This is a genomic window from Humidesulfovibrio sp., assembly GCF_035560995.1.
In the GTDB taxonomy this organism is placed as follows: Bacteria; Desulfobacterota; Desulfovibrionia; order Desulfovibrionales; family Desulfovibrionaceae; genus Humidesulfovibrio.
This window is the reverse complement of sequence record NZ_DATMYK010000240.1, coordinates 1-24,718: the sequence shown is the minus strand read 5'-3', so window position 1 is coordinate 24,718 and position 24,718 is coordinate 1. Positions and strand designations below refer to the sequence as shown.

The following is a 24,718-nucleotide window of genomic DNA, read 5'->3' as shown; positions in this document are numbered from 1 at the left end:
GGATTGCCGAAGCCTTCAACACGCCAGGGGGTTTTGCCCATGTATCTCGGCATCGACGTAGGCGGCACGCACACGGACGCCGTGGCGCTCGAAGAATCGGGCATCGCCGCCCAGGTGAAGGTCAAGACTGACCACAAGGATCTGCTGGCCTCGGTGAACGCGGCCCTGGCCGGTATTCTGGCCACGGTGAGGCCGGAGGACATCCGCCAGCTCAATCTGTCCACCACGCTTTCGACCAACGCCATCGTGCAGGGCACCACGGAAGACGTGGGCATGCTGGTGGTGGCGGGCACGGGCATCCACGCGGGCGACTTCATGCTCTGCAGGGACTACCATGCGCTTGCGGGCTCCATCGACCACCGCGGCAGCGAGATCGAGCGCCTGGACGCGGCCCAGGTCAAGGCGGCCATCGAGTCGTGTCGCAAGGCCGGGGTAAAGGTGTTCGGCTGCGTGGGCAAGTTCAGCACGCGCAACCCCCTGCACGAGAACACCATCCGTCAGATGATCGGCCCCCTGGGCGAGGGCGGCGCGGACGCCGTGACCCTGGGGCATGAGCTGGGCGGACGGCTGAATTTCCCCCGGCGCCTGGCCACGGCCTACTTCAACTGCGCGGTGTGGCGGGTGTTCAACCTGTTTGCCGACGCGGTGGAGAAAAGCCTGGGCAAACTGGGCCTGGGGCATGTGCGGGTGAACACGCTGAAGGCCGACGGCGGCACCTTTCCTCTGGCGCAGGCGCGCAAGATGCCGGTGCAGAGCATTTTCTCCGGCCCGGCGGCCAGCGTCATGGGCATCATCGCCCTGTGCGACATCACCCACGATTCGATCATCCTAGACATCGGCGGCACCACCACGGACATCGCGGTGTTCGTGGACGGCCAGCCCCTGGTGGAACACGACGGCATCCACATCGGCAGCCACCCGACATTGGTGAGGGCGCTCAAGGTGCATTCCATCGGCATCGGCGGCGACTCGGCCATCAGCGTGCTGGGCGAGGCCGTGCGCGTGGGGCCGAACCGGCTGGGCCCCTCCCAGGCGGACTGCGTGGAAGCGGGCTGCGCCTGCGAGGACAACGCCCGGCCCACGCTCATCGACGCGCTGAACTGCACCGGGGCCTGCGCCCACGGCAACGTGGAGGCCTCGCGCCAAGCCATCGCCCAGTTCGCGCGCTGCCATTCCATCAGCCCGGAAGTCCTGGCGCAGAGCGCCGTGGACGCGGCGGCCGAGGCCATCCACAAGGCCACGCGGGAACTCATCGATGAGGTCAACGACAAGCCCGTGTACACCATCCACGAACTGCTGGAGGGCCGCCGCGTGGCGCCCCGGCGCGTATACGTCATGGGCGGCCCGGCCGAGGCCATGAAGGAAGCCCTGCGCCAGCGCTTCGAGCTGTTCACCGTGGTGCCGGAGCACGCGGGCGTGGCCAACGCCATCGGCGCGGCGCTGACGCGCAACACGGCCAGCCTGGAGCTTTTTGCAGACACGGAGCGCGGCGTCATGTTCATTCCGGCCCTGGGGCACCGGGAAAACGTGCCGCGCAGCTACAATCTGAAGGACGCCGAGCGCGACGCGCTCAATCATCTGCTGGCGCATCTGTCGGAAATGGGCGTGTTCGCCGACCGGGACAACGCCCAGGTGAACCACGCCTCCAGCTTCAACATGGTGAACGACGGCACGACCACCGGCCGCAACATCCGCGTGAAGTGCCAGATAAAGCCCGGCGTGGCCTTCACCTTGAACGGCCAAAACGCCCAGAACAGGACGGGGAGGTAGCCCATGCACGAGGCCAAGCACAGCCTGGGGGTCATCCTGTTCCCCGCCTTCGACTGGAGCATTTCGCCCACCCACCCGGAGCGCGAGGAGCGCCTGCTGTACACGCAGGACCAGTTGAAGGAGGAGGGGCTCTTCGACATCGAGGGCGTGGACGAGTACAAGCCCGGCGTTGCCAGCCGCGAGGACGTGGAGCGCACGCATTTCTGCTTCCCGGAGCTGGAGGCCGTGGCCACGCGCTCGCACATGGTGGCCGCCGGGGGCTGCATAACGGCGGCGGACCTTGTGATGCGCGGCCGGGCGAAAAAGGCCTTCGCCCTGGTGCGCCCGCCCGGGCACCACGCAATGAAGGTGGTCCACGGCTCGCGCGGGTTCTGCAACATCAACATCGAGGCCGTGATGATCGAGCACCTGCGCGAGAATTACGGCAAGCGGCGCATCGCGGTGGTCGACACCGACTGCCACCACGGCGACGGCACCCAGGATATCTATTGGCACGACCCGGACGTGCTGTTCATCAGCCTGCACCAGGACGGCCGCACCCTGTACCCCGGCACCGGCTTCCCCAAGGATTGCGGCGGGCCGAAGGCGCTGGGCCGCACCATCAACGTTCCTCTACCCCCGGGCACCAGCGACGAAGGCTACATGATGGCCATGGAGCGCGTGGTCATGCCCATCCTGAAGGACTTCGGGGCCGAGGTGGTCATCAACTCTGCGGGCCAGGACAACCACTTCACCGATCCCATCACCAACATGAACCTGACGGCCCAGGGCTATGCCCGGCTGACGGAGCTTTTGCAGGCCGATCTGGCCGTGCTGGAGGGGGGCTATTCCATCCAGGGCGCGCTGCCCTATGTGAACCTTGGCATCTGCCTGTCCATGGCCGGCCTGGACTACTCCGGCGTGCGCGAGCCGGGCTTCGACGCCGTGCGCCACAGCCAGCGTCCGCAGATCGCCGAATATCTGGCCAAGCTGTGCGACGCCCTGCCCGAGCTGTACTTCAATCCGCCGCCGCTCTTCGAGGCCATGCAGGATGGGAAGATCGAAAAGCAGGACGGCGGCGAGTGGTTCGTGCGCCACAAGGACATCTACTACGACACCGACGGCATCAGCGAGGCCCAGACCGAGTCGTTGCTTCTGTGCGATTCCTGCCGGGGGCTTTTGAAGGTCGTCAGCCGCTCCACCAAGAACCCGGACTGCCTGGGCGTGGAGATCCCCGTGGGGGCCTGCCCGTCCTGCCGCGAGAAGGGCCTGGCGCTCTACGACGAGGCCCAGGCCAGGGACGGCTACCGTTACACCCAGCTCATCAACCGGGTGGACAAGCAGTACCTGCGGCACGGGTTTTGACTGAAGAAGCGGCCTGATCGGGAGCGGTCAGGCTAAGGATAGGCGCAACGTCCAGGGACCGTGATCGGCCGCACCCCCCGCGGCCGTGCGGCAAGCCCGGCGCAACAAGGGAGGGGACAGCAGATGAAGACCGGAACGTTGATCACCATGGCCGCCAGCGCGGGTCTTGCGCTATTGTTGCTGGCAGGCGCCGCCCAGGCCGCCACTGTAAGCGTGGACGACAACCTTGGCCGCATCGAGCGCATTCTGGACGATGTGGACAGGGCCAAGGAAATCATCACCGGCAGGCCCAGCGGCTCCACGGACGTGGCCCGCGCGCAGGAGCGCTTGCGCGCCCGCGAGGCCGACCTGGAGCGCGCCCGCGTGGACGCCATGGCCTCCGCTGCCGGCGTCTCGCGCGACAAGGTCATTTCCCTGCGGGCCCAGGGCCGCAGCTGGGGCTCCATCGCCCGCGACCTGGGCGTGAGCCTGCGCGTGGTGGGCATAGACGGCCGCCACGGCGACGATGAGCAGGGCGGCAAGTATTGGAACAACCAGGGGAAGCACAAGGGCTGGAAGGACGGCATGCCTCCGGGCCAGGCCAAGAAGCGGGGCTACGACGACTAGCCGCGCCGCACGCGAAAGAAAAGATCGGAGCCCAGCAGGGTTCCGGTCTTTTTCGTTTCCGGCTAGCCCAGTTCGAAGCTGGTGACGCCGAACTCGCGGGAGAGGTCGTATTCCGGTGCGTCGCCCAGGTACATGCGCCCGGTCTGGAAGACCACGCGCATGCCGTGGGCCTCGGCCAGGCGCACGGCCGCCGGGTTGCTGGCGGGTGTGTCGAAGTACACCGGACCTGCGGGCGCGCTGGCCAGCAGGCCGTGCAACAGGCTGTGCGCCGCGGCCTCGTCGTCGGCAAAAAGCGGGCCTATTTTCGCGCCCGTGCCGCAGGGCCGCACCACGCCGTACCCCGCCAGCCCGCCGCCGCGCGTGACGCCGAGGGCCACGTGGCCGGGCAGGGAGAGCCAGGCCTTGAGGAAGGCCTCGCGCCGGGCCGGGAAGCACTGCGCGTCAAAGGCCAGCACCTCGTCGAAAGGAATCTGCGCAAGGGAGACGAGGCCCGGAGGCATCTGGCCCCCGGCCTGGCCTTCGTAGCGGCTGCTGAGACGCGCCAGCTCGAAGCCGTCCTTGCGGTAGGTGTCCACCTGCCCCAGCACGGCATCCAGGCCGATGCAGGGCGTGTGCAGGGCGTTGATGGCCTCCTTCCACAGGCGCAGGCCATAGCCCCGGCCGCGCAGCTCCTGCTGCACGATGTACAGGCCGATGAAGCCGAAGGCCGGGCTCTGGCCTTTCTGGCCGCTTGGTGTGTGGGCCTCGTAGCGCACGGCGGAGATGCTCGCGGCCAGCCTGCCGTTCAAAAGGCCGAGGAAGAAGCCGCGCGGATCCGCCGCCCAGAAGGCCTCGGCGTCGCGCAGGCCGGGGTTCCAGCCCTCGGCGGCGGCCTTGTCCACGGCGAGGTCCAACTCAGGCCGCTCCATGCGGCGGATGACGTAGCCGTCCTGTGCTGCTGCGGTCATGCTGGAACTCCTTGCCGCCAGGGGCGGCGGGCCGGGCGATTACGGGAGCGGCGTGCGCTCCCGGCGCAGGATGCCGGCCAGTTCGCGGCTGGCGGCCTGCGGGTCCGGGGCGGAGCAGATGGCCGAAACCACGGCCAGCCCCTGCGCGCCGCAGCGCAGCACCCCGGCCGCATTGGCCGGGCCGATGCCGCCGATGGCCACCAGCGGGCGCTTCGTGCCCGCGTCCACCTCGGCCCTGGCCTGGCCGAGGCCCGCCAGACCCCAGCCCGGCCCGGCGTCGGTCTTTGTGGGCGTGTGGAAAATGGGCGACAGGCCGTAGTAGTCCACCAGGCCCGGCGGCAGGTTTTCCGCCTCGCGCAGCTGGTCCATGGTCTCCACGGAGAGGCCCAGGATGGCCGTGGGCCCGAGGATGGCCCTGGCGTCCTGCGCGGGCATGTCGCTCTGGCCCACGTGCGCGCCCTGGGCGCCTATGGCCAGGGCCACGTCCAGGCGGTCGTTGATGATGAGCGGCACGCCCAGGGGCCCAAGCAGGGCCAGAAGCGCCCGGCCCAGGGCCACGAAGTCGCGCGTGTCGGCCTTTTTCTCGCGCAGCTGCACCACGCTTACCCCGCCCGCCACGGCCTGGGCCACCACGTCCGTAAGCGCGCGGCCCAGGCACAGGTCCCGGTCGGTGACGAGATACAGGCCGTAGTCGATGCCCTTGGCCACGCCTAGCGCACCACCTTGATGCGGTCGCTCACGTCCTGGGCCTTCATGTTGTACAGGGCGTCGTACAGATGCAGTTGCAGGGTGCCGGGGCCGCTGGCGCGGACCTCGGCCATTTCTCCCGCGATCTTCATGGTGATGGAGGCGTGCAGGGCGGCCTCCAGCGGGTTCTTGTTCACGGCGGCGAAGGCGGCGCAGATGGCCGTGGCCGTGCAGCCCAGGCCGGTGACGCGCGGCATGAGCGGACTGCCGCCCAGCACGCGCACCTTGGCCCCGCCCTCGGTGACGTAGTCCACCTCGCCGCTGACGACCACGGCGCAGGCATGCTTCATGGCCAGGGCGCGCGCGGCGGCTCCGGCCACGTCGCTCTTGGCGGTGGAGTCCACCCCGCGCGCGCCGCTGCCCGCGTCGCCCGCAAGGGTCATGATCTCCGACGCGTTGCCCCGGATGATGAAGGGACGGTGCGAGTCGAGCAAGGCCAGCGGGGTGACGGTGCGCAGCATGCTCGCGCCCGCGCCCACGGGGTCCAGCACCACGGGCACGCCGGCCTCGTCCGCCGCGGTCCAGGCCGGGTCCATGGCGGCCAGATATTCCGGGGCCACGGTGCCCAGGTTGATGACCAGCGCGCCGGAAATGGCCACAAGCTCGGCCATTTCCTCCACCGCGTGGCTCATGATGGGCGAAGCGCCAAGGGCCAGCAGGGCGTTGGCCGTGGTGTTCGTCACCACGTAGTTGGTGATGGACAGCACAACGGGATTCTTGGCGCGGATGGCCTCGATGTCGCGATATACCTTGTCGGCGTCGGTCATTGGCGTACCCTCCCAGGCGGATTGCGTGTCCTGTCTGCTTCTCTGCTTGGCCGCGCCTTGTCAAGACGCCAAGGGTTGAAATCCGGAAGGCGCAGGCCTACAGTCCCCGGACACGAAAAAAAAGGAGACCCCCCTCATGCCCCAGTTCGCCGACCGCGTGGCCAAGGCCCAGCGTTCCTTCATCCGCGAGATCCTGAAAGTCACGGCCGACCCGTCGGTGATCTCCTTTGCGGGCGGGCTGCCCAACCCGGCCTCGTTCCCGGTGCCGGAAATCGCCGCCGCCGCCTCCAAGGTGCTCTACGAATCCGGCCCCAGTGCCCTGCAGTACTCCACCACCGAGGGCTACAAGCCCCTGCGCGAGTGGATCGCCCGGCGCTACCAGGAAAAGAAGGGCATGGACGTGAACCCCGAGGACATCCTTATCACCACGGGTTCGCAGCAGGCGCTGGACCTTGTGGCCAAGGTGGCCGTCAACGCGGGCGATACCGTGGTCATGGAGAAGCCGGGCTACCTCGGAGCCATCCAGGCCTTCACTATTTTCCGCCCCCAGTGGCGCAGCGTGCCCCTGGAGAACGACGGCCCGGACCTGGCCGCGCTGGAGCAGGCCGTGCAGGGCGCCAAGCTGTTCTACGCCGTGACGAGCTTCCAGAACCCCTCGGGCCTGTCGTATTCCGAGGAAAAGCGCGCCAAGGTGGCGGAGATCCTCTCGCGCCACAAGATCTTCTTCCTGGAGGACGACCCCTACGGCGAGCTGCGCTTCAAGGGCCAGGCCCTGCCGCCGGTGTACAAGCAGCGCCCTGAGAACTCCATGCTGCTGGGCACCTTCTCCAAGGTGGCCGCGCCCGGCTTCCGCCTGGGCTGGATCGTGGCCAAAGGCGAGATCATGAACCGCCTGGTCATCGCCAAGCAGGCGGCGGACCTGCACACGGGCTCGCTGGACCAGATGATCGTGCACCAGTTCCTGGCCGACAACGACTTCGAGGCCCATGTGGCGCGCATCAGCAAGCTGTACGGCGACCAGTGCCGCGCCATGCAGGCGGCCATCGCCAAGCACTTCCCCAAGAACGTCCACGTCACCGAGCCCGAGGGCGGCATGTTCCTCTGGGTCACCCTGCCGGAGGGCGTTTCGGCCACGGAGCTTCTGAAGCGCTCCGTCGAGTGCAAGGTGGCCTTTGTGCCCGGCGCGGCCTTCTTTGTGGACGGCACGGGCGAGAACACCCTGCGCCTGAACTACTCCAACGCCGACGCCGCGACCATCGAGGAAGGCATCAAGCGCCTGGCCGCGTGCATGGAAGGCTGCATGGCGGGCGGCGCGGCCTGCGCCGGGTCGTGATGCGCCCGAGCCCGAAGTGAGCCGCCCATGAGCCAGGCCCGAACGCCGTTTTTCGCCCGGCTGGCCCTGTGGGTGCGGCTGCGCGGCATGGCCCAGGCGGCGGTCTGGGCCTACAAGGCCCGCTCGCTCTTCGTCATTCTGGGCGTGGGCTTCGGCGTGGCCTCGCTCACGCTCATCGTCACCGCCGTGGACGGTGCCGAGCGCAAGGCCGTGGAGCTGGTGGAGTGGTTCGGGCCGGACGCCGCCCTGGTCTTTGGCGGCAATTTCAAGAAGCAGGCCGTGGGCATGCGCACCAACACCCTCACCCAGGACGACATCCGGGGCATCCGGCAGTCTCTGCCCGGGGTGAGCATGGTGGTGCCCATGCGCGCCAAGCCGGATGTGCCCATGCGCTACCAGGACAACAACCTGCCCGGCAGCCTGGTCATCGGCGCCACGGAGAACTACGCCGAGGCCTGGAACTGGCCCCTGGTGGAAGGCCGCGACCTCTCGGAAGAGGACGTGCGTCTGGCCTCGCGCGTGGCGCTCTTGGGAGACAAGCCCGCGCGGGAGCTCTTCGGCGAGCAGTCGCCCGTGGGGCGCACCTTCCAGGTGGGCAAGTTCCAGGTGCAGGTCATCGGGCGGCTCAAGTACCGGGGGGCCTCCGGCGGCGGCGGCGACGTGGACGACCGCATCGTCATCCCCATCACCACCCTCACCAGCCGCTTCAACCTGGACCGCAAGTACTTCCGGGCCATGCGCATCAAGTTCCTGGAGCCCCAGCGCATGGGCGACCACGTGGAGAACCTGCGCGCCTTTCTGCGCATGAGCCACAACCTGACCCCCACCCAGGACGACGACTTCTCCATCATCACGGCGGACGAGATCCTGAAGTTCCTGTCCGCCTTCAAGGGTGGGCTGGTGGCCTTCCTGGGCGTCACGGCGGCCGCGTCCATGTCGGTGGGCGGCTTCGTCCTGGCCAACCTCTTCTCCATCAGCGTGAGCGAGAGAAGCCGCGAGATCGGCCTCAAAAAGGCCCTGGGCGCCACGCAAAACGCCATCCTGACGCAATTTCTGCTGGAGGCGGCCATGCTCACGGCCATCGGCGGGCTGGTGGGGCTTGGGCTGGGGCTTGGGCTGGGGCAGCTGCTCACCCGGCTGGGCATGCTGCAGATTCTCTTCTCGTGGAAGGTCTTCTTCCTGTCGCTCTCAAGCGCGCTCATTATCGGGCTGGTGTTCGGCATCAAACCCGCGCGCGCGGCGGCCAGGCTCGACCCCATCGCCGCCCTCCGGGGCGACGCGTAAATCCGATGCGTACGCCCGGCGCGTCGTAAATCCCGGCTACTCCGACTGGAACTCCAGGCACAGGATGTAGGGCGAGCCCTCGGCGTTGTAGAAGCGGGCGGAGATGGTGCTGACCATGAGCTTCATGTACGGCGAAATCTGCACCGGCAGCACGTATTTGTCGAAGCCGCTTTTGAGGTGCAGCACGTCCTCGCGGATGCCGTGGTCTGAGCCGCGGCCCTTCTCCGGTCCCAGCAAGGGGCTGTCCACCCCCAGGCTGCGCTTGAAGGAGCGCGGGGTGAACTGGATGCCGTCGTCGGTGAGCACGTAGGCGCAGACCAGGCTCTCCTCTGCCGCCACCAATCGTTCGCAGGCGGCGGAAAAATCATGCTCGCGCGTGTCGGCCATCTTGTAGGCCACCTTCTTGAGCACCTTGTGGAAGTCCTCGTAGCGCTTGCGCTTGGCCGCAACATCGGCCTGGGCGCTTTCGCGGTAGCGGCGGTTTATCTCCTCCACCTTCTGCTGGAAGGCGCGGATGGGGTCGCGTTCGGCGGAGTCTTTGTCCTTGGTGTAGTAGTAGCCCTGCTGGTGGATGACGCCCCACTGGAGCAGGCGCAGGGCTTCGTCCTCGGACTCCACGCTTTTGGCCAGCAGCACGCTGCCCAGGCGGTCGGCCAGGCGGCTTAGAGACTGCACCATGTCGCGCTTGAACTCCTGGCCGTCCACGTCGGTAAACAGCGGCCGGTCGAACTTGATGAAGTCCGGCTTGAGGGCGAAGAGCTCCTCGGCAGGCACGCTCATGCCGCCGCACAGGTCCACGGAAAGGCCGAAGCCGCACTCGCGGTAGTGCAGCATGAAGCGGGCCACGTCGGGCGAGTTCAGGTAGGGCCGCTCAAGCTCGATGACCACGCGCTTGCCGGGAATGTTCAGGGCCTGGCATATGGCGTCCAGGTGGCCCAGCTTTGTGGCGGCGGAAAGGGCCCCGCCGTCGGTGTTCAGGAACAGCATCATCTGCGGGTGACGCTCGAAAATGGGCCGGAAGGCTTCCAACGCCTTTCGGCGGCACAGGCGGCACAGCTTCAGGCGGGTTTCCGGGTCCCAGTTCTGGCCGAAGAGGTCGTGGGCGTCCATGCGCGCGCCGGTGTCGGAAATGGAGCGGGAGAATGCCTCGAAGCCGAGGATGCCCTTGGCCCGCACGGAAACCACGGGCTGGAAGAACACGGAGATGTTCTCGCTTTCAAGCACCCCGAGGATTTCGGTCTTGTCCAGGGCGGAGAGGGGGCGCTGGGCTGCGGCTTGAGGCATACGACGGCTCCCTTGCAGATGAGTGGAGGAAGGGGAACTTCTTACTTCGGAAAATAAGTATATTGTAAAAGAGCTGCCCAGACAAGCGAAATGCCCCAGTGCAAGAACTCCCATGCCGGATGAAACTGTACATTCCGATATTTGTCGGGTAATGTCGGGAATTGGGTCATGATGTGATGTGCGCGGGAATCTGCGCACCAATGGTGAGAGGAGCGTCTGGGCATGGGCCGAGCCGAATACGCGCCGGAAGTCATAGACATCCTGGCCGTGGATGACGAGCAGGTGAACCTGCTTCTGCTCACGGGGCTGTTGCGCCGGGAAGGGGTCAACATCGTCACTGCGCGCAGTGGCTACGAGGCCCTTAAGCTTATAGATAAACATGATTTCGCTCTTATTCTGCTCGATGTCATGATGCCCGGCCTGGACGGCTTCACCACGGCGGAGCGCATCCGCGCCGAGGAAACCACCCGGCACATCCCCATCATCTTCATCACCGCCATCAGCAAAGAGCAGCGCCACGTGTTCAAGGGCTACGAGGCCGGGGCCGTGGACTACCTCATCAAGCCCTTCGAGCACGAGATCCTCAAGAACAAGGTCCAGGTCTTCGTGGACATGCACCGCCAGCGCCTGGCCGTGCAGCGCGCCAGCGAGGCCCTGGCCAAGACGGTCGACGAGCTGCGCAATTCCTCCAAGGCCCTGACCGACAGCCGCGCCCGCTACCAAAGCCTGTTCACCTCCATGTTCAACGGCTTCGCCCTGCTTTCCTACGGCGAGGCCCCGGTGATGGAGCTGGCCCAGGCCCGCGTGCTGGAGATCAACCCGGCCATGGAGCAGATTCTGAACCGCCCGCGCGAGGCCCTGCTGGATCGCACCATGGGCGACATTCTGCCCAACCTGGAAGGCTACCTGCGCGATTTCGCGGCCGAGGTCGTCCGTTCCGGCAAGAGCGGCCTCATCGAAAGCTATCTGGCCGACATCAAGCGCTGGCTGCGCATCCAGGCCTATGTGCCCGGCCCGGGCCTCTTGGCCATGGTGGCCGAGGACATCACCGCACGCAGAAAGGCCGAGGAGACCATCCAGGAGCGCACCTTTCAGGACCCGCTCACCGGGCTGGCCAACCGCGCCCTGTTCATGGACCGCCTGGAGCAGTCCCTGGAGCGTTCGCGCCGGCGGCTCAACTATCTCTACGCCGTGCTCTTCCTCGACCTGGACCGCTTCAAGCCCATCAACAGCAGCCTGGGCCACGCCGCGGGCGACAAGGTGCTGCGCGCCGTGGCCGAGAAGATCAAGGGCGTGGCGCGCGGACTGGACACCGTGGCCAGATGCGGGGCCGACGAATTCGCCCTCATCCTGGAGGAGCTCAAGACCCCCGGCGAAGCCCTGCACGTGGCACGGCGCATCTGCGCCGAGTTGGCCCGGCCCATGGAGGTGGACGGTCACGCCCTGCATTTCACCGCCAGCGTGGGCGTGGTGCTCGGCCCGGCGGACTACGCCCAGCCGGAGGAGCTGCTGCAGGACGCGGGCATAGCCATGGAGCATGCGCGGGCCCTTGGCGGCGGCAAGGTCAAGGTCTTCAAATGGGCCATGCGCACCCGCGCCCAGTACGCTCTGAACGTGAACCAGAACCTGCACCAGGCCCTGGACCGCCAGCAGTTCCGCCTGCATTACCAGCCCATCTTCACCCTGAAGGACAACTCCCTGGCCGGGTTCGAGGCGCTCATCCGCTGGCAGGTGGACGGCCGCCTGGTGCCGCCGGGCGACTTCATCCCCCATGCGGAGCAGACGGGCATCATCGTGCCCATCGGCCAGTGGGCCATTGCCGAGGCCTGTGAAAAGGCCGCCCAGTGGGAGGAGCGCTTCGCCCTGCCCAAGCAGTTCAATGTGGCCGTGAACCTTTCGGCCAAGCAGTTCGCCCAGCCGGACCTGGTGCGCCAGCTGACCCGCGCCCTGGAGGACAATCACCTCGACCCGCAGCGCCTCAAGCTCGAGATCACCGAGACCCTGGTGATGCAGAATCCGGAAAGCGTGGTGCACAAGCTGCGCGGCCTGCGCGAAATGGGCGTCAAGGTCAGCATCGACGACTTCGGCACCGGCTACTCGTCGCTCTCCTACCTGCGCCGCTTCCCCATCAACACGCTCAAGGTGGACCGTAGCTTCGTGTCTGACCTGGACGCCTTCGAGAATCTCATCATCGTGCGCACCATAGTCAGCCTGGCCCACAACCTGGGCTTCGACGTGGTGGCCGAGGGCATCGAGACCGAGCGCCAGCGCGACTTCCTGGCCGAGCTGAACTGCGAGTATGGCCAGGGCTTCCTGTTCTCCCGGCCGCTGGCCGAGGAAAAGGCCCTGGAGCTGCTTCAGGTCTGCTGCCCGCGCAAGGCCCCGGGAGTTTAGCGTGCCGCTGATGCCCAAGGGGTGGCGGCACGCGGCCGACAGCCTGCACGGAATGCTCATGGGCCTGGTGGCCCTGACCCTGCTGCCCATGCTGGCTCTTTCGCTCATCAGCCACGTGCGCGACCGTGCTCAGGAGCGCGAAGCCGCCCTGGCCGACGCGGCCCGCGCCGCGAGCCTGGTGGCCCGCACCCTGGGTCAGGAAACAACCAACGCCCGCACTTTTCTGGAGCTTCTGGCCGCCAATCCCCTGGTGGCCGGCTGCGAGCCCGCCGCCTGCCAGCCGGTGCTGGCCGACTTCGCCCGCGTGGCCGTGCATTACAAGAACCTCATCCTCGTCAGGCCGGACGGCACTGTGGTGGCCTCGGCCCGGCCCCTGTCGCAGGACGTGAACATGGCCGAGGACCAGGCCGTTGCCGGGGCCTTGCAAGGGCAAAGCTTCGCCGTGGGCGTCTCCACCGCCGATGCGGGGCAGGGCGGCGCCGTGGTGAGCTACGCCGCGCCCGTTGCGGACAAGGGCGGCCGCATCCGCATGGTGCTGGTGGCCCACCTCTCCGTGTCCGAGGCGGCGAAGATTTTCGAAGAGGCCGCGTTGCCCCAAGGCACCACCCTGGTGCTGGCCAGCCAGGGCGGCCGCATCATCTACCGCCTGCCGGAGGCCCCGCGCTACACCGGCGCCAAGCTGCCCGAGGAGCAGGCCACCATGATCCGCTCCGGCCAGGAAATGAGCGGCTGGGGCATCGGGCTTGACGGGGTGGAGCGTTACTACGTCATGAAGCGGCTGGACATCTGCCGCGACGAGGTCTGCTACGTGCGCGTGGGCATCCCGCGCGAGGCCGTGTACGCCGAAAGCGCGGCCAAGCTTACCCGGCACCTCATCGGTTTGGGCTGCATCGTGCTTCTGGTGCTGGGCCTTTCCCGCGCCTGGGCCCGCCGCCGCATCCTGGAGCCCTCGGCGCGCATGATGGACACCGTGCGCGCCCTGCACGCCGGTGACTACACCGCTCGCAGCGGCCTGGGCGGGCAGAAGGGCGAATTCGGCGAACTGGGCCGCGCCCTGGACCACATGGCCGAGGCCGTGGAGCGCCACAAGACCCAGCAGGAGGAAGCGCGCCGCGCCCTGTTCGAAAGCGAGGAGCGCCTGCGGGCCATCTTCAACGCCTCCAGCGACGGCGTGCTGCTGCTAGTGCCCGACGGCCAGGTGCTGGCCCTGAACGAGAGCGCGGCCATGCGGCGCGGCAAAACGCCCGAGGAACTCACCGGCCAGAATATCCTGGATTTCATCCCCGGCCATGTGCGCAACGGCCGCAGGGCACGCTACGAGGAAGTGGTGCAGACCGGCAGCCCCATGCGCTTTGAGGAAGAACGCGAGGGCCGCACCTACGCCATTCGCCTGCACCCCGTGCGCAGCGAAACGGGTGAGATCGTCCAGATCGCCAGCTTCTCGCGCGACATCACCGAACGCAAGCTCTCCGAGCGGGCCCTGCTTTCCGCCAAGGAGGAGGCGGAATCCGCCAGCCAGGCCAAAAGCGCGTTCCTGGCCAACATGAGCCACGAGCTGCGCACGCCCCTGAACGGCCTGCTGGGCATGCTCCAATTGCTGCGCGAGAACCCCGCGCCTCAGGAGCAGGGCGAGTATCTTTCCTGGGCCACGCAGTCGGCCCAGCACATCACCCGGCTGGTGAACGACATTTTGGACTACGCCGCCCTGGGCAGCGGGCAGACGCGCATCGAAATGCGGCCCTTCCGCCTGGGCGAGGTGCTCATGCCCCTTGAGGTGGAGTACGCGCCCCAGGCCCAGATGAAGGGCTTGAGCTTCACCCTGGCGGCCGGGCCGGAGCTGCTCGACCTTTCCCTGCAGGGCGATCCCGTGCACCTGACCCAGCTTTTGCGGCACCTTCTGGACAACGCCATCAAGTTCACCCTGCGCGGCGGCGTGAGCTTGAGCGCCCAGGCCACCTGCCAGGACGAGGCCACCTGCACCCTGCGCATCAGCGTGGCCGACACGGGCATAGGCATAGCGCCGGAGTTCGCGGCCCGCGTGTTCGAGCCCTTCACCCAGGTTGAGGCCCCGCTGACCAAAAGCTTCGCGGGCACGGGCCTTGGGCTGGCCATCGCGCGGGAGCTGGCCCGGCGCATGGGCGGCAGCCTGGAGGTGCAGAGCGCGCCCGGCCTGGGCAGCACCTTCTCCCTGTGCTTGAGCTTTCAGCCTGCGCCGGAAGCCTGAGCGGACCGAAGCCCCTGTTGACGCGCCCGCCCGGCGCACCCCTCTGGCGCACCTGCCCCTCGGCACCCGTGCGAGCGTTGTGCAAGGCTGCCCCGCGCACAAGGCGTCCTTGCCTCCCGGACGAGGATGCGGTAGGCAAGCGCATCTTTTTGCACGTGCCGACCCGGACGCCCAAGGCCCGGAGCCGGTGTGGGGTTACATGCGCTACCTCGGCATCTTCCTTGTCTGCCTCGCCTCCATCGCGTTCGAGATCTTCCTCGTGCGCCACTTCGCCATCACCAACTGGAGCGAGTACGGCTACTGGGTCATTTCCATGGCCATGGCGGGCTATTCCGTCAGCGGCGTGGTGCTCTGCCTTTTCGGCAAGGCCTTCGAGCGCAGGCAGGCCGCGCTCTTCTACGCCCTGCCTACGGCCATGCTGCTCCTGTCCGCCCTGGGCTACGCCGCGCTCGGCCTCATCCCATTCAATCCGCTGGAGCTGCAGAACGAAGAGCTCTTCGCCGGGCAGCTGCTGAACATCGGCAAGTACTATCTGGCCCTGTTCCCCTTCTTCTTCGCCTCCGGCCTGTATGTGGGCCTTTCGTTCCTGGCCCGGCAGGAGGACATCCCCAAGATCTACATGGCCGACCTCATCGGCGCGGGCCTGGGCGCGGCGGCGCTGCTGGCCTGCCTGGCCTTGGTGCCGCCCTTTCTGGCTCCGCTGCTGCTTCTGCCGCCGCTCACCCTGGCCGCCCTCACCAGTCTGCCCGGACAAAAAGCCGCCGCCCGCCTGGGCTTCGGCGCGTTGACCCTGTGCGCCTGCGGTTTGGCCGCCTTTGTGGTGGTGGCGCACAACAACGCCGCCTTCAGCCAGTACAAGCCCGTGTCCGTGGCCATGAACGTGGAGGACAACCGGCTCGTGGCCGAGGTGAAGAGCCCGCGCGGCTACTACATGCTGCTGGAGAACTACATCGAGCGGCACGACCCGGACCTTTCCAACAACTATGAGCTCCTTGGCGCTGGCGGCCCGCCCCCGGCGCTGGGCCTGTACCGCGACGGCGAGCGCCTGGCCGCCTTGCCGCGCGCGGGCGCCTACGACACGGGCTACATCAAGGCCTCGCTCGATTGCCTGCCCTACCTGCTGCGCAAGCCGGAGCGCGTGCTCCTGGCGGGCGGGCGCGGGGGCTTCCGCCTGCGCGAGGCCCTGGAGCTTGGCGCGCGCCAGGTGGACACGGTGGAGAGCGACCCGGTGCTGCATGCGCTCCTGCTGTCCCACGAGCCCAGCGCGCCGCCCAAGGGCTGGTCCGTGCGCCTGCCCCTTTCCGACGCGCATGCCGAGGACGTTCCCCCAGCCGACATGGCCGCTGGCGAACCGGCCGAGGACAACGCCTCCGAGGCGGCAGGCGCGCCCGGCCCGGCCAAGCCAGTGGGCAAGCCAGTGGCCAAACCAGCGGGCAAGCCAGCGGCGAAACCCGCCGCTCAGACCGGCAAGACCGCCAAAGTCCCGGCCAAGGCTCCCGCCCATGCCCCTGCAAAGGCCCCCATCCCGGCCGCCGCCTTTGCCGCCGGGCACGATGCGCCCACCGGGCACGCCTCCAGCCCGCGCCTGGGCTCGCCCCTGGTGCTGGCGGGCCGCGCCCAGAAGCCCTACAGCCTCATCGACATTTCGCCGGAGTTCCTGGACCAGGGCCAGGCCAACAAGTACGTGCTCACGGCCGAGGGCATCGCCCGGCTCATGCGCTCCCTTGACGCCAATGGACTGCTTTCCCTGCCCATGGGCATAGGCGAACTGCCCGTATACGCCCTGAAGGCCGCCACCACCGTGCGCGCCGGGCTGCTCCTGGCCGGAATCCAGGAGCCCGCCCAGCACATCATCGTGCTGCGCAGCGCCTTCACCGCGCGCATCCTGGCCTCGCGCAAGCCCTTCAGCGAGGCCGACATAGCGGGCGCGCGCGCCTTCGCCGCCGAACGCAGCTTCGATACGCCGTACTTCCCCGGCATCGACCCGAAGAAGGTTGAGGTCTACAACGATCTGCCGCCCGTGTCCTTCGAGAACGTCACCTCCGACGCCCTGTCCGGCGAGGACGCCTTCACCGCGCGCGACGCGCTCATGGACGACTTGGTGGCCTTCCTGCGCGACGGCAAGACCGATTCTTCGGCCTTCCGCTTCTTCAACCTCGCCCCCAGCACCCAGGACCGGCCCTTCTTCCACGAGATCCTGCGCCTGGAACGCATCCCCGAAGTGCTCTCGCGCATCGAAGTGCTGCCGCGCCAGGAAATCGGCTACCTCGTCAATGTGGCCGTGCTCGCCCAGGCCGCGGCCTTCGCGCTCATCGTCTTTCTGCTGCCCCTGGCCAAACGCCGGGGCCTGGGCGGCATCAGCGCCAAGAACATCCTCGCGGGCTTCGGCTACTTCGTCTGCCTGGGCCTGGGCTTCCTGTTCATCGAGATCGTGCTCATTGAGCGCCTGACCTTCTTCCTGAATGACCCGGCTCAGGCCTTCGCCCTGGTGCTTTCGGCCATGCTCATCGCCTCCGGCCTGGGCAGCGCCTTTTCCTCTCGCTTCGTGCCGCGCCCGCGCGCAGGCATACGCCTGGCCTGCGGCATAACCGCCACCCTGGCCGCGGCCCTGGGCCTGTTGCTGCCGCGCCTGCTCGACCTCGCCCTGGCCTGGCCCGACCCCGCCAAGGCCGCTCTCGCCATAGCCATAGCCGCGCCCCTGGGCTTCTTCATGGGCATGCCCTTCCCCCTGGCCTTGTCCACCTATCGCGGCGCCACCAGCCCCTTCATCCCCTGGGCCTGGAGCGTCAACGGCGCGCTCTCCGTGGTCGCCACGCCGCTCGCCAACATTCTCGCCGTCAGCTTCGGCTACTCCATCGTGTTCGCCGCCTCCCTGGCGCTCTATGGCCTGGCCGCGCTCTTCGCGCCGGACAGGGCCGGGCAGCAGCAGTCATAGGGTCGTGAGCGGGCATGAGGGAGTGGCAGGCAAGGGGCGCTGCCCCTTGACCCCGCCAGGGGGTATGCACCCCCTGGACCCGCAGGCCAAACGAAACAGCCCGGAGCGCAAGAGCGCTCCGGGCTGTTTCGTTTGGGGCAGGCTGGGCGAGGGCGCCGTGAAAGTTGTTATATGCAACTGTTTGCGGACGGTCCTGTCGCTTCATTCGTGATGGCGCTGGAGACGCCTTCCCTTGGACACCGCCGCAAGTTGACGGGCATGGCGCGAGTGAAACACGCGCCATGCCCGTCAACTTGCCCTGCGGGGGGCGTGGGGGGAGCGCATGCTCCCCCCGCAAATATTACTCTTTCCCCCTCCCGTTCAACGCCCTGGCCTGCCTGATCTTTCCTTTCCCTTCCGGCGCGAGCAACATCCTGTCCTCGCCAGCGCCCACCAGCAGGTACTGTGCGGCCTCGCACACGTGGGAGAAGCGGTTCTTCTCGGGCTCGTCGGTGTAGCGGTCCTCGCCGGAAACGAGCAGGCGGCGGTAGCGCCAGGCCCCGGCCATGCCGCGCGCCAGGGTGCGGCAGGAGGGTGAGAGCAGCAGTCCGGGCGCGCCGTCGACAGTGCGTGAGAGGGCGGCGGCCGTGGTTTCGCGCCGCAGCACGGGGTCGTTGGTGTGCGTGGGCCGGGCGGGCAGGCCGCTCGCCCGCAGGATGTCGTAGGGCGTGCGTTCGTCGGTCTGGGCGCGGGCCATGCCTGCGGGGTCGCCCCAGATGACGGGCGTGAGGTTGGCATAGCGCGAGTGCAGCAGGTCGTTCAAAAGGGCGGCGAAGCGCAGCATGCCCATGTTCTGCGACACGAGTTCGTCGAGGAAGAGCCAGCGTCCGTCGGGCAGGCGCTGGGCCAGGGCGGCGGCGGGCGTCAGGCCGAAGTCCAGGCCGACGTAGAGCGGCAGGCCGTCCACGGGTTCAAGGGGCGCGGTGGAGAGGTGCCGGGCCTCGTCGAATTCCGGGTACACGGGCAGGCCGTCCTGGGCGAAGCCGTAGCGTCCGCAGTAGTAGATGCGCACGTGGCGCGGGCTTTTTCCGGCCATGCGCCGCTTGTAGAAGTTCCTGGGCAGGTTTTCCAGGTTTTCGGCTTGGGGGTTGGGCAGGAAGCGGCCGTCCTGTTCCATGAGCCCGCCGGGCTGGCTGAAGAAGTCCCAGCCCTCGGGCCGGGCTTCCTCGGCCAGGCGGTGCCACCAGTGGTCGGTGTCCGGCGGATTGGTGTCCATGATGACCCCGGCCCAGGAGCAGCCGCCCTCGCGGGAGGACGGAAAGCGCTCCACGCGGTCGCCCAGGGCCTCGATGAGCGTGAGCGGCAGCTCGCGGGCCTCGTTGACCCAGGCTCCGGTGAGTTCGAGGGACAGGAGCTTCTTCAGGTCCTGGGGCTTGTCCAGGGCGCGGAAGAGCACCTCGGCCTCCAGAGTGCTGCCGTCGGAAAGCTCCAGGCTCAGGCGGTGGGCCATGTCCGTGTGGGCGAAGGGGCCGCAGCGCTCCTCCGGGAACCAGTCCAGCCAGGTTTTGAGGGTTGTGTCCTTGAGTTCGCGGTAGGTGTTGCGCACCACGGCGAAGCGGGTGCGGCGCAGGCCGTTCTTGTCCGGGGTCTGGGCCAGGGCCTTTGCCATCAGCTCCACGCAGCAGGCCGAGGACTTGCCGGAGCCAACGGGCCCCATGAGTCCGCGGTAGAGTGCGCGGGAGGCCATGAACCGGGCGATTGTGGGCGGCGGCAGGTAACGCAGACGGAAGGTGGTGTCGGGTGTGGCGTTCATGGGGCGGGAGTGTAGCACGGCCTTGCCGGGCGGGATGAAAAGGGCGGCAATCGGGCCGGGAAAAGGACGAAATTGCCCTGTTGACAGGGTCCGGCGGGGCGGGGGGATTGCGAGGAGACCGCGCGGCTGACAAGTGAAGGCGCATACGCTATGGTCCGGCGCGAAAGGAGAGAGGCAATGAGCACGGCGCTGAAACGATTGGCCATGAGTGTGCAGCCCTCGCTGCGCGGACGGGTGTTCGCGCTTTTGGCGGGGCTCACCATCTGCGCCTGCGCCGGGGCCACGGCCACTTACTGGCTGGCCCAGCACTACCTTTACGCCACGGATATATTGCGCCAGGTGAACCTGGGTCAACAGGTGGGCGCTCTGTCCCTTTCCGAGCAGCTTTCCGGCCTGGAGGCCGACGCCCTGGCCGCGCGCCAGGATCCCGCCCGGTACAAGGATTTCAAGGAGCACGAAGCCTCCATCGCCATGGCGCTCCTGCAGGTGCGCGCCAGCGAGCCCCTGGAGGCCGGGCGCGAGCTTTTGTCCCACGTGGACGAAGCCTTCCGGCAACAGATGCTCACCCTGGACGAACTGGTGGAGAGCAAGCCCGGCGAGGGCGCGCTGCTTGCGGCCCAGGCCGCGCGGCACAGGCAGGCCGCGCAGGAGGCCGCGCGTGAGCTGTTCAATCTGCATGCCCGCGACGCCGACCTGGGCGTTTCGGCCATGCGCTCCCTGGCGCACGCGGCCACCACGGCCTCGCTGTTTGTCATCCCCGCGGGCGCGGTGCTGGGGCTGCTGCTCGGCTGGGTGCTGCTCAGGCAGGTGCTGGGGCCCATCCGGCGGCTGGCCCTGGGCGCGGCCATGGAGGGCCACAACCTGGAGCATGCGGCCGGGAGGCACCCGGAGGGCGCGGAGGGCGCAGGCGGCACCTCCGCAAACGCTTCCGGTCAGCCGGGCCCGCAGCCCCACGGGCAGACGTCTCCACAGCCGCCCTCGCAATCAGACGAAGTGCGCGCCGTGGGCGAATTGGTGGCGGGGCTCTTGCGCGACGTGGACGAGACCCAGACCCTGCTGAAGGAATCGCGCGAGCATTTGATCCAGGCCGAGAAGCTGGCTCTGGTGGGAAAACTGGCCGCGGGCGTGGCCCACAGCGTGCGCAATCCCCTCACCAGCGTGAAGATGCGCCTGTTCTCCCTGGAGCGCGGGCTCGATCTTTCCCCCGGCCAGCGCGAGGACTTCGAGGTCATCAGCGAGGAAATTCGCCATCTGGACACCATCGTTCGGAACTTCCTGGAATTTTCTCGTCCGCCCAAGCCCAAGCTCCAGTATGTCAGCCCGTCCGACGTGGTGGATATGACCCTGGTGCTTTTGAAGCACCGGCTTGAAACCTACGGAGTGGATGTGCGCCTGCTGCGCGAACAGCTCCTGCCCCAGGTCAACGTGGACCCGGAGCAGTTGAAGGAAGTGCTGGTGAATCTCATCCTGAACGCCTGCGACGCCATGGGCGAGAACGGGCGCATCGAGATTTCCGAGCAGACCGGATTCATGGACCCCTTGGGCCGCGTGGCCATCCTGCAGCTCACGGACTCCGGCCCCGGCATTCCGGCCGACGTGGCCGAAAGCGTGTTCCAGCCCTTCTTCAGCACCAAGGAGGAGGGCACGGGCCTGGGCTTGGCCATCGCCAAGCGCATCATGGAGGAGCACGGCGGCTACATCCACCTGAAACCATCGGACCGGGGGCAGGGCGCCTGCTTCATCCTGGTCCTGCCCATCCAGGAGCGCGTATGGCTCAGATCCTGATCGTGGACGACGACGCCCAGCTGCGCCAGAGCTTCGGCAAGATCCTGGAGGGCGAGGGCTTCGAGATCCGCGCGGCCGCTTCCGGCGAGGCCGGGGTGGCCGAGGTCAAAGCCGCCGCGCCCGACCTCGTGGTCATGGACGTGCGCATGCCCGGCATCACCGGAATTCAGGCCATGCAGCAGATGCGCACAGCCTGCCCGGGGCTGCCCGTCATCATCATGACCGCCTACGGCGGCACGGAGACGGCCATCGAGGCCACCAAGCTGGGGGCCTTCGACTACATCCTGAAGCCCTTCGACATCCCGGACATCCTGCGGCTCATCGGCCAGGCGCTGAACGCCGGGCGGCTGGCGCGGGCCCGCGTGGCCATCGCCCCCGATGACAGCCAGACCGCTGCCGATGCCCAGGCCGACGCCCTGGTGGGGCAGAGCCGCGCCATGCAGGAGGTCTTCAAGGCCATCGGCCGCGCCGCGCCCACAGAGGCGCTCGTACTCATCCGGGGCGAGTCCGGCACGGGCAAGGAGCTGGTGGCGAGAGCCCTGTGGCAGCACAGCGCCCGGGCCGACAAGCCCTTCGTGGTCATCAACTGCGTGGCCATCCCGGATACGCTCCTTGAGAGCGAACTCTTCGGCTACGAGAAGGGCGCGTTCACCGGCGCGGGCTCCCGGCGCGTGGGCAAGATCGAACAAGCCCAGCGCGGCACCGTGTTTCTGGACGAGATAGGCGACATGCCCATGAACGTGCAGGCCAAGATTCTGCGCCTGTTGCAGGAGAAGCAGATCGAGCGCCTGGGCGGACGGGAGACCATCCCCGTGGACGTGCGCATCATCGCCGCCACCAACCGCGACCTGGAGACCGCCGTGGCCGAGGGCCGCCTGCGAGAGGACCTGTACTACCGCCTTAAGGTCGTCACCGTGACCCTGCCCCCCCTGCGCGAGCGGGAGGGCGACGTGCCCAGGCTGGCGGCGCATTTCCTTTCGCGCCTGGCGCGGGAGATGGACATGCAGAGCCCGGGCCTGACGCCAGAAGCCCTGGACCTTTTGTCCGCCCACCCCTGGCCGGGCAACGTGCGCGAGCTGGGCAACGCCCTGCAAAAGGCGCTGATCTTCTCGCGCGGGTGCCCCATCGGGCCGGAGGAGATGCTCCAGGCCATCGGCGGCGGTTCCGGCGGCCCTGGAGGGTTGGGGGGCGCGGCGCGCGGCGGCGAATCCGGCCCTGGCGGCCAGCCAGGCCAGGCCAGCCCGTCCGGCGGCGAGGACCCCCTGCGCGCCTTCATCCGCCGGGCGCTGATGGAGCAGGCGGGCGACGCGGCCTTTGAGCACGTGCTGGACGCCGTGGCCAAGAGCACCATCGCCGAAGCCCTGGAGATGACCGGCGGCAACCGCACCCGCGCGGCCAAGCTGCTGGGCCTCTCGCGGCCCACGCTCATCGCCAAGATCGAGAAGTACGGGCTCAAGGTCATCACGCAGGTCCAGTAGGCCTGCGGTTCGGTAGGCGTGCTGGCCTTCAACGCCGAGCAGTACGCGCCGATGAGGACGGGAGCCCGGCCTTGCGGCCGCCCCCGCTTGGACAGGGGAGGTCTTTGCGCGTATACGATGTGCAGTGCAGCAAACCATCGCGGCCCGGACCACGCTTCGGCCGCGCAGCCCATGAGGCGTCAAGACAGACCATGACCCGCAAAAAGCTGATCATCTACGCCGTCGCCGCCCTGCTGCTCGCGGGCGGGGGCTGGTATTTCGTCAAGAAAAGCCGCACCGCCGGGCAGACCAAGGTGCTGGCCACGGCCGTGGTGGAAAAGGGCGCGGTGAGCCGCGTGCTGGAGGCCACGGGCATCATCAAGGCCCAGGTGGGCGCCAGCGTCAAGATCGGCGCGCGGGCCACGGGAGCCATCTCCCGCGTGTACGTGCGCGTGGGCGATGTGGTCAAAAAAGGCCAGGTGGTGGCGGAGATCGACGCGCGCGAGCTGCAGGCCCAGCGCGACGAAGCCGAGGCCCGCGTGCGCCTGGCCGAGGCCAAGGCCAAGTTCGCGGGCATCACCCTGCCCCGGCACGAGACCCTTGCCAGACAGGGCATGGAGGCCCAGAGCGTGCTGGACGAGACCCAGCAGAACCACAACGTGGCCAAGGCCGAGGCCGCGGCCGCCCGCGCGGTTCTGGCCACGCTGGACGTGCGCATTTCCTACACCAAGATCGTCAGCCCAATCGACGGCGTGGTCTCTCAGGTCACGGCCCAGGAGGGCGAAACCATCGTGGCGGGCTTGCAGGTGGCGAACCTCGTCACCGTGCTCGACCCCGCGCGCCTGGAAATGTGGATTTACGTGGACGAGACCGACGTGGGCCGCGTGAAGCAGGGCCTGCCCGTGGAGTTCCGCGTGGATTCCCAGCCGGACAAGACCTTCACCGGGGTCGTGGACCGCGTGTACCCGGACCCGGAGATCCGCGACAACATCGTGTACTACAAGGCCCTGGTCACCGTGGACCGGGACCAGGCGCTGTTCCTGCGGCCGGAGATGACCACCCAGTGCCGCATCGTGGTGGACACGCGCGAGGGCGTGCTCTCCGTGCCCAACCAGGCCCTGAAGTGGGTGGCGGGCAAGCAGACCGTGTTTGTGGTCGATGCCGCGCAGCCGGACGGCGTGCGCCGCGTGGAGCCCAAGCTCGGCCTGCCGGGCCTGGAGCGCAGCGAGGTGCTGGAAGGCTTGGCCGAGGGCGACGAGGTGGCCACGCAGATCGTGCTGGCCGGGCAGGAAAAGCCCGCCGAGGCCAAGAAGGCCGAGGAAAAGCCCGCGGTGAAGCCTGCCGGTTCCGGCGGCGGCAAAAAGGGCGGTTGATGCCCGGCGCGGGGCACATGGCCGACCCGGGGCACATGGCTGGCCCGGCGGGCGCCGCTCCCGGCGAAACCGTCGTGGAGCTGCGGGGCATCCGCAAGGTCTTCCGCCAGGTGCTGGCCCCGGAGGCGCGGCCCGGGCTCTTCGCCCGGCTGTTCCGGCGCGGGGCGGCCCTGGAGTCCGCCCCCCAGGCGAAGGAGGGGGCTTCCGCAAACGGCGTCCAGGCGAGCGAGGCTGGCGCGAACGAGGCTGGCGTGAACGGTGCGGAGGGCGGCGTTGAAGTCCTCTCCGGCATCGACCTGACCATCCGCGCCGGGGAGTTCGTGGCCCTGCAGGGCACGTCCGGCTCGGGCAAAAGCACCCTCCTGCACCTCATGGGCCTGCTCGATTCCCCCACCAGCGGCACTTACCGCCTGCTGGGCCGCGATGTCTCGGGTCTGCCCGACGACGAACTCTCCGCCCTGCGCAACACCGTGCTCGGCTTCGTGTTCCAAAGCTTTTACCTGGTGCCCTATGCCACGGCCCTGGAAAACGTCATGCTGCCGGGCATGTACTCCGACCTCGCCCAGACCGAGCTGCGCGCGCGCGCCCTGGAGCTTTTGGGCCGCGTGGGTCTGGCCGACCGCGTGAACTTCCGCCCGGCCAACCTCTCCGGCGGGCAGCAGCAGCGCGTGGCCAT

17 protein-coding genes are annotated in these 24,718 nt (G+C 68.1%); 12 read left to right on the top strand and 5 right to left on the bottom strand.

Going from position 1 to position 24,718, the window contains the following annotated elements; genetic code table 11:
* Positions 1–39 precede the first annotated feature (39 nt).
* The 3 genes from VN419_RS09480 to VN419_RS09470 all read left to right on the top strand — a co-directional run bounded on the left by VN419_RS09480 (position 40) and on the right by VN419_RS09470 (position 3,720).
* Entirely contained in the window at positions 40–1,770 is a 1,731-nt protein-coding gene (locus VN419_RS09480) for a hydantoinase/oxoprolinase family protein (protein ID WP_325646858.1), read from the top strand.
* 3 nt (positions 1,771–1,773) lie between these two features.
* Positions 1,774–3,114: a histone deacetylase gene (locus VN419_RS09475; RefSeq protein WP_325646854.1), complete on the top strand. Its 1,341-nt coding sequence runs from the start codon at positions 1,774–1,776 to the stop codon at positions 3,112–3,114.
* Between the two features lie 123 nt (positions 3,115–3,237).
* On the top strand, positions 3,238–3,720 hold the full coding sequence (locus tag VN419_RS09470; protein ID WP_325646852.1) for a hypothetical protein: 483 nt from the start codon (positions 3,238–3,240) through the stop codon (positions 3,718–3,720).
* Between the two features lie 62 nt (positions 3,721–3,782).
* Here VN419_RS09470 and VN419_RS09465 read toward each other — a convergent pair whose 3' ends face one another.
* The 3 genes from VN419_RS09465 to thiM are packed head-to-tail and all read right to left on the bottom strand — an operon-like array spanning position 3,783 to position 6,181.
* Positions 3,783–4,667, bottom strand: coding sequence for a GNAT family N-acetyltransferase (locus VN419_RS09465; RefSeq protein WP_325646849.1), 885 nt, complete (start codon positions 4,665–4,667; stop codon positions 3,783–3,785).
* 39 nt (positions 4,668–4,706) lie between these two features.
* The gene (gene thiE / locus VN419_RS09460; protein ID WP_325646847.1) at positions 4,707–5,375 is read right to left on the bottom strand and encodes a thiamine phosphate synthase; all 669 of its coding nucleotides are present in this window, start codon (positions 5,373–5,375) and stop codon (positions 4,707–4,709) included.
* Between the two features lie 2 nt (positions 5,376–5,377).
* Positions 5,378–6,181 carry a hydroxyethylthiazole kinase gene (gene thiM / locus VN419_RS09455; protein ID WP_325646843.1) on the bottom strand — a complete coding sequence of 268 codons (804 nt, stop codon included), beginning with the start codon at positions 6,179–6,181 and terminating at the stop codon, positions 5,378–5,380.
* Between the two features lie 136 nt (positions 6,182–6,317).
* Here thiM and VN419_RS09450 point away from each other — a divergent pair, with 136 nt between their 5' ends.
* On the top strand, positions 6,318–7,514 hold the full coding sequence (locus tag VN419_RS09450) for a PLP-dependent aminotransferase family protein (protein WP_325646841.1): 1,197 nt from the start codon (positions 6,318–6,320) through the stop codon (positions 7,512–7,514).
* Positions 7,515–7,541: 27 nt separating this feature from the next.
* The gene (locus tag VN419_RS09445; RefSeq protein WP_325646839.1) at positions 7,542–8,798 is read left to right on the top strand and encodes an ABC transporter permease; all 1,257 of its coding nucleotides are present in this window, start codon (positions 7,542–7,544) and stop codon (positions 8,796–8,798) included.
* Between the two features lie 36 nt (positions 8,799–8,834).
* Here VN419_RS09445 and VN419_RS09440 read toward each other — a convergent pair whose 3' ends face one another.
* Positions 8,835–10,082: an EAL domain-containing protein gene (locus VN419_RS09440; protein WP_325646838.1), complete on the bottom strand. Its 1,248-nt coding sequence runs from the start codon at positions 10,080–10,082 to the stop codon at positions 8,835–8,837.
* A 222-nt stretch (positions 10,083–10,304) separates the two neighbouring features.
* Here VN419_RS09440 and VN419_RS09435 point away from each other — a divergent pair, with 222 nt between their 5' ends.
* The 3 genes from VN419_RS09435 to VN419_RS09425 all read left to right on the top strand — a co-directional run bounded on the left by VN419_RS09435 (position 10,305) and on the right by VN419_RS09425 (position 17,635).
* A complete protein-coding gene (locus VN419_RS09435) occupies positions 10,305–12,476 on the top strand; it encodes a two-component system response regulator (RefSeq protein ID WP_325646836.1) in 2,172 nt (723 codons plus the stop codon).
* A gap of 10 nt (positions 12,477–12,486) precedes the next feature.
* Positions 12,487–14,700: an ATP-binding protein gene (locus VN419_RS09430; RefSeq protein ID WP_325646856.1), complete on the top strand. Its 2,214-nt coding sequence runs from the start codon at positions 12,487–12,489 to the stop codon at positions 14,698–14,700.
* Between the two features lie 199 nt (positions 14,701–14,899).
* Complete coding sequence (locus VN419_RS09425) at positions 14,900–17,635, top strand: hypothetical protein (RefSeq protein WP_325646834.1); 2,736 nt, start codon at positions 14,900–14,902, stop codon at positions 17,633–17,635.
* 340 nt (positions 17,636–17,975) lie between these two features.
* On the opposite strand, the gene VN419_RS09420 is transcribed toward VN419_RS09425, so the two are convergent.
* The gene (locus VN419_RS09420; RefSeq protein ID WP_325646832.1) at positions 17,976–19,427 is read right to left on the bottom strand and encodes a hypothetical protein; all 1,452 of its coding nucleotides are present in this window, start codon (positions 19,425–19,427) and stop codon (positions 17,976–17,978) included.
* 177 nt (positions 19,428–19,604) lie between these two features.
* Between VN419_RS09420 and VN419_RS09415 the strand changes: the two genes are divergently transcribed.
* From VN419_RS09415 to VN419_RS09400, 4 genes are all read left to right on the top strand, one after another.
* Complete coding sequence (locus tag VN419_RS09415) at positions 19,605–21,212, top strand: sensor histidine kinase (RefSeq protein ID WP_325646831.1); 1,608 nt, start codon at positions 19,605–19,607, stop codon at positions 21,210–21,212.
* Positions 21,197–22,690, top strand: a complete 1,494-nt coding sequence (locus VN419_RS09410) for a sigma-54 dependent transcriptional regulator (protein WP_325646830.1) — start codon at positions 21,197–21,199, stop codon at positions 22,688–22,690. The genes VN419_RS09415 and VN419_RS09410 overlap by 16 nt, the downstream gene beginning before the upstream one ends.
* A gap of 191 nt (positions 22,691–22,881) precedes the next feature.
* Positions 22,882–24,042: an efflux RND transporter periplasmic adaptor subunit gene (locus VN419_RS09405; protein WP_325646827.1), complete on the top strand. Its 1,161-nt coding sequence runs from the start codon at positions 22,882–22,884 to the stop codon at positions 24,040–24,042.
* The coding region (locus tag VN419_RS09400) for an ATP-binding cassette domain-containing protein (RefSeq protein WP_325646825.1) at positions 24,042–24,718 on the top strand (677 nt) is incomplete at its 3' end. The genes VN419_RS09405 and VN419_RS09400, both read left to right, overlap by 1 nt.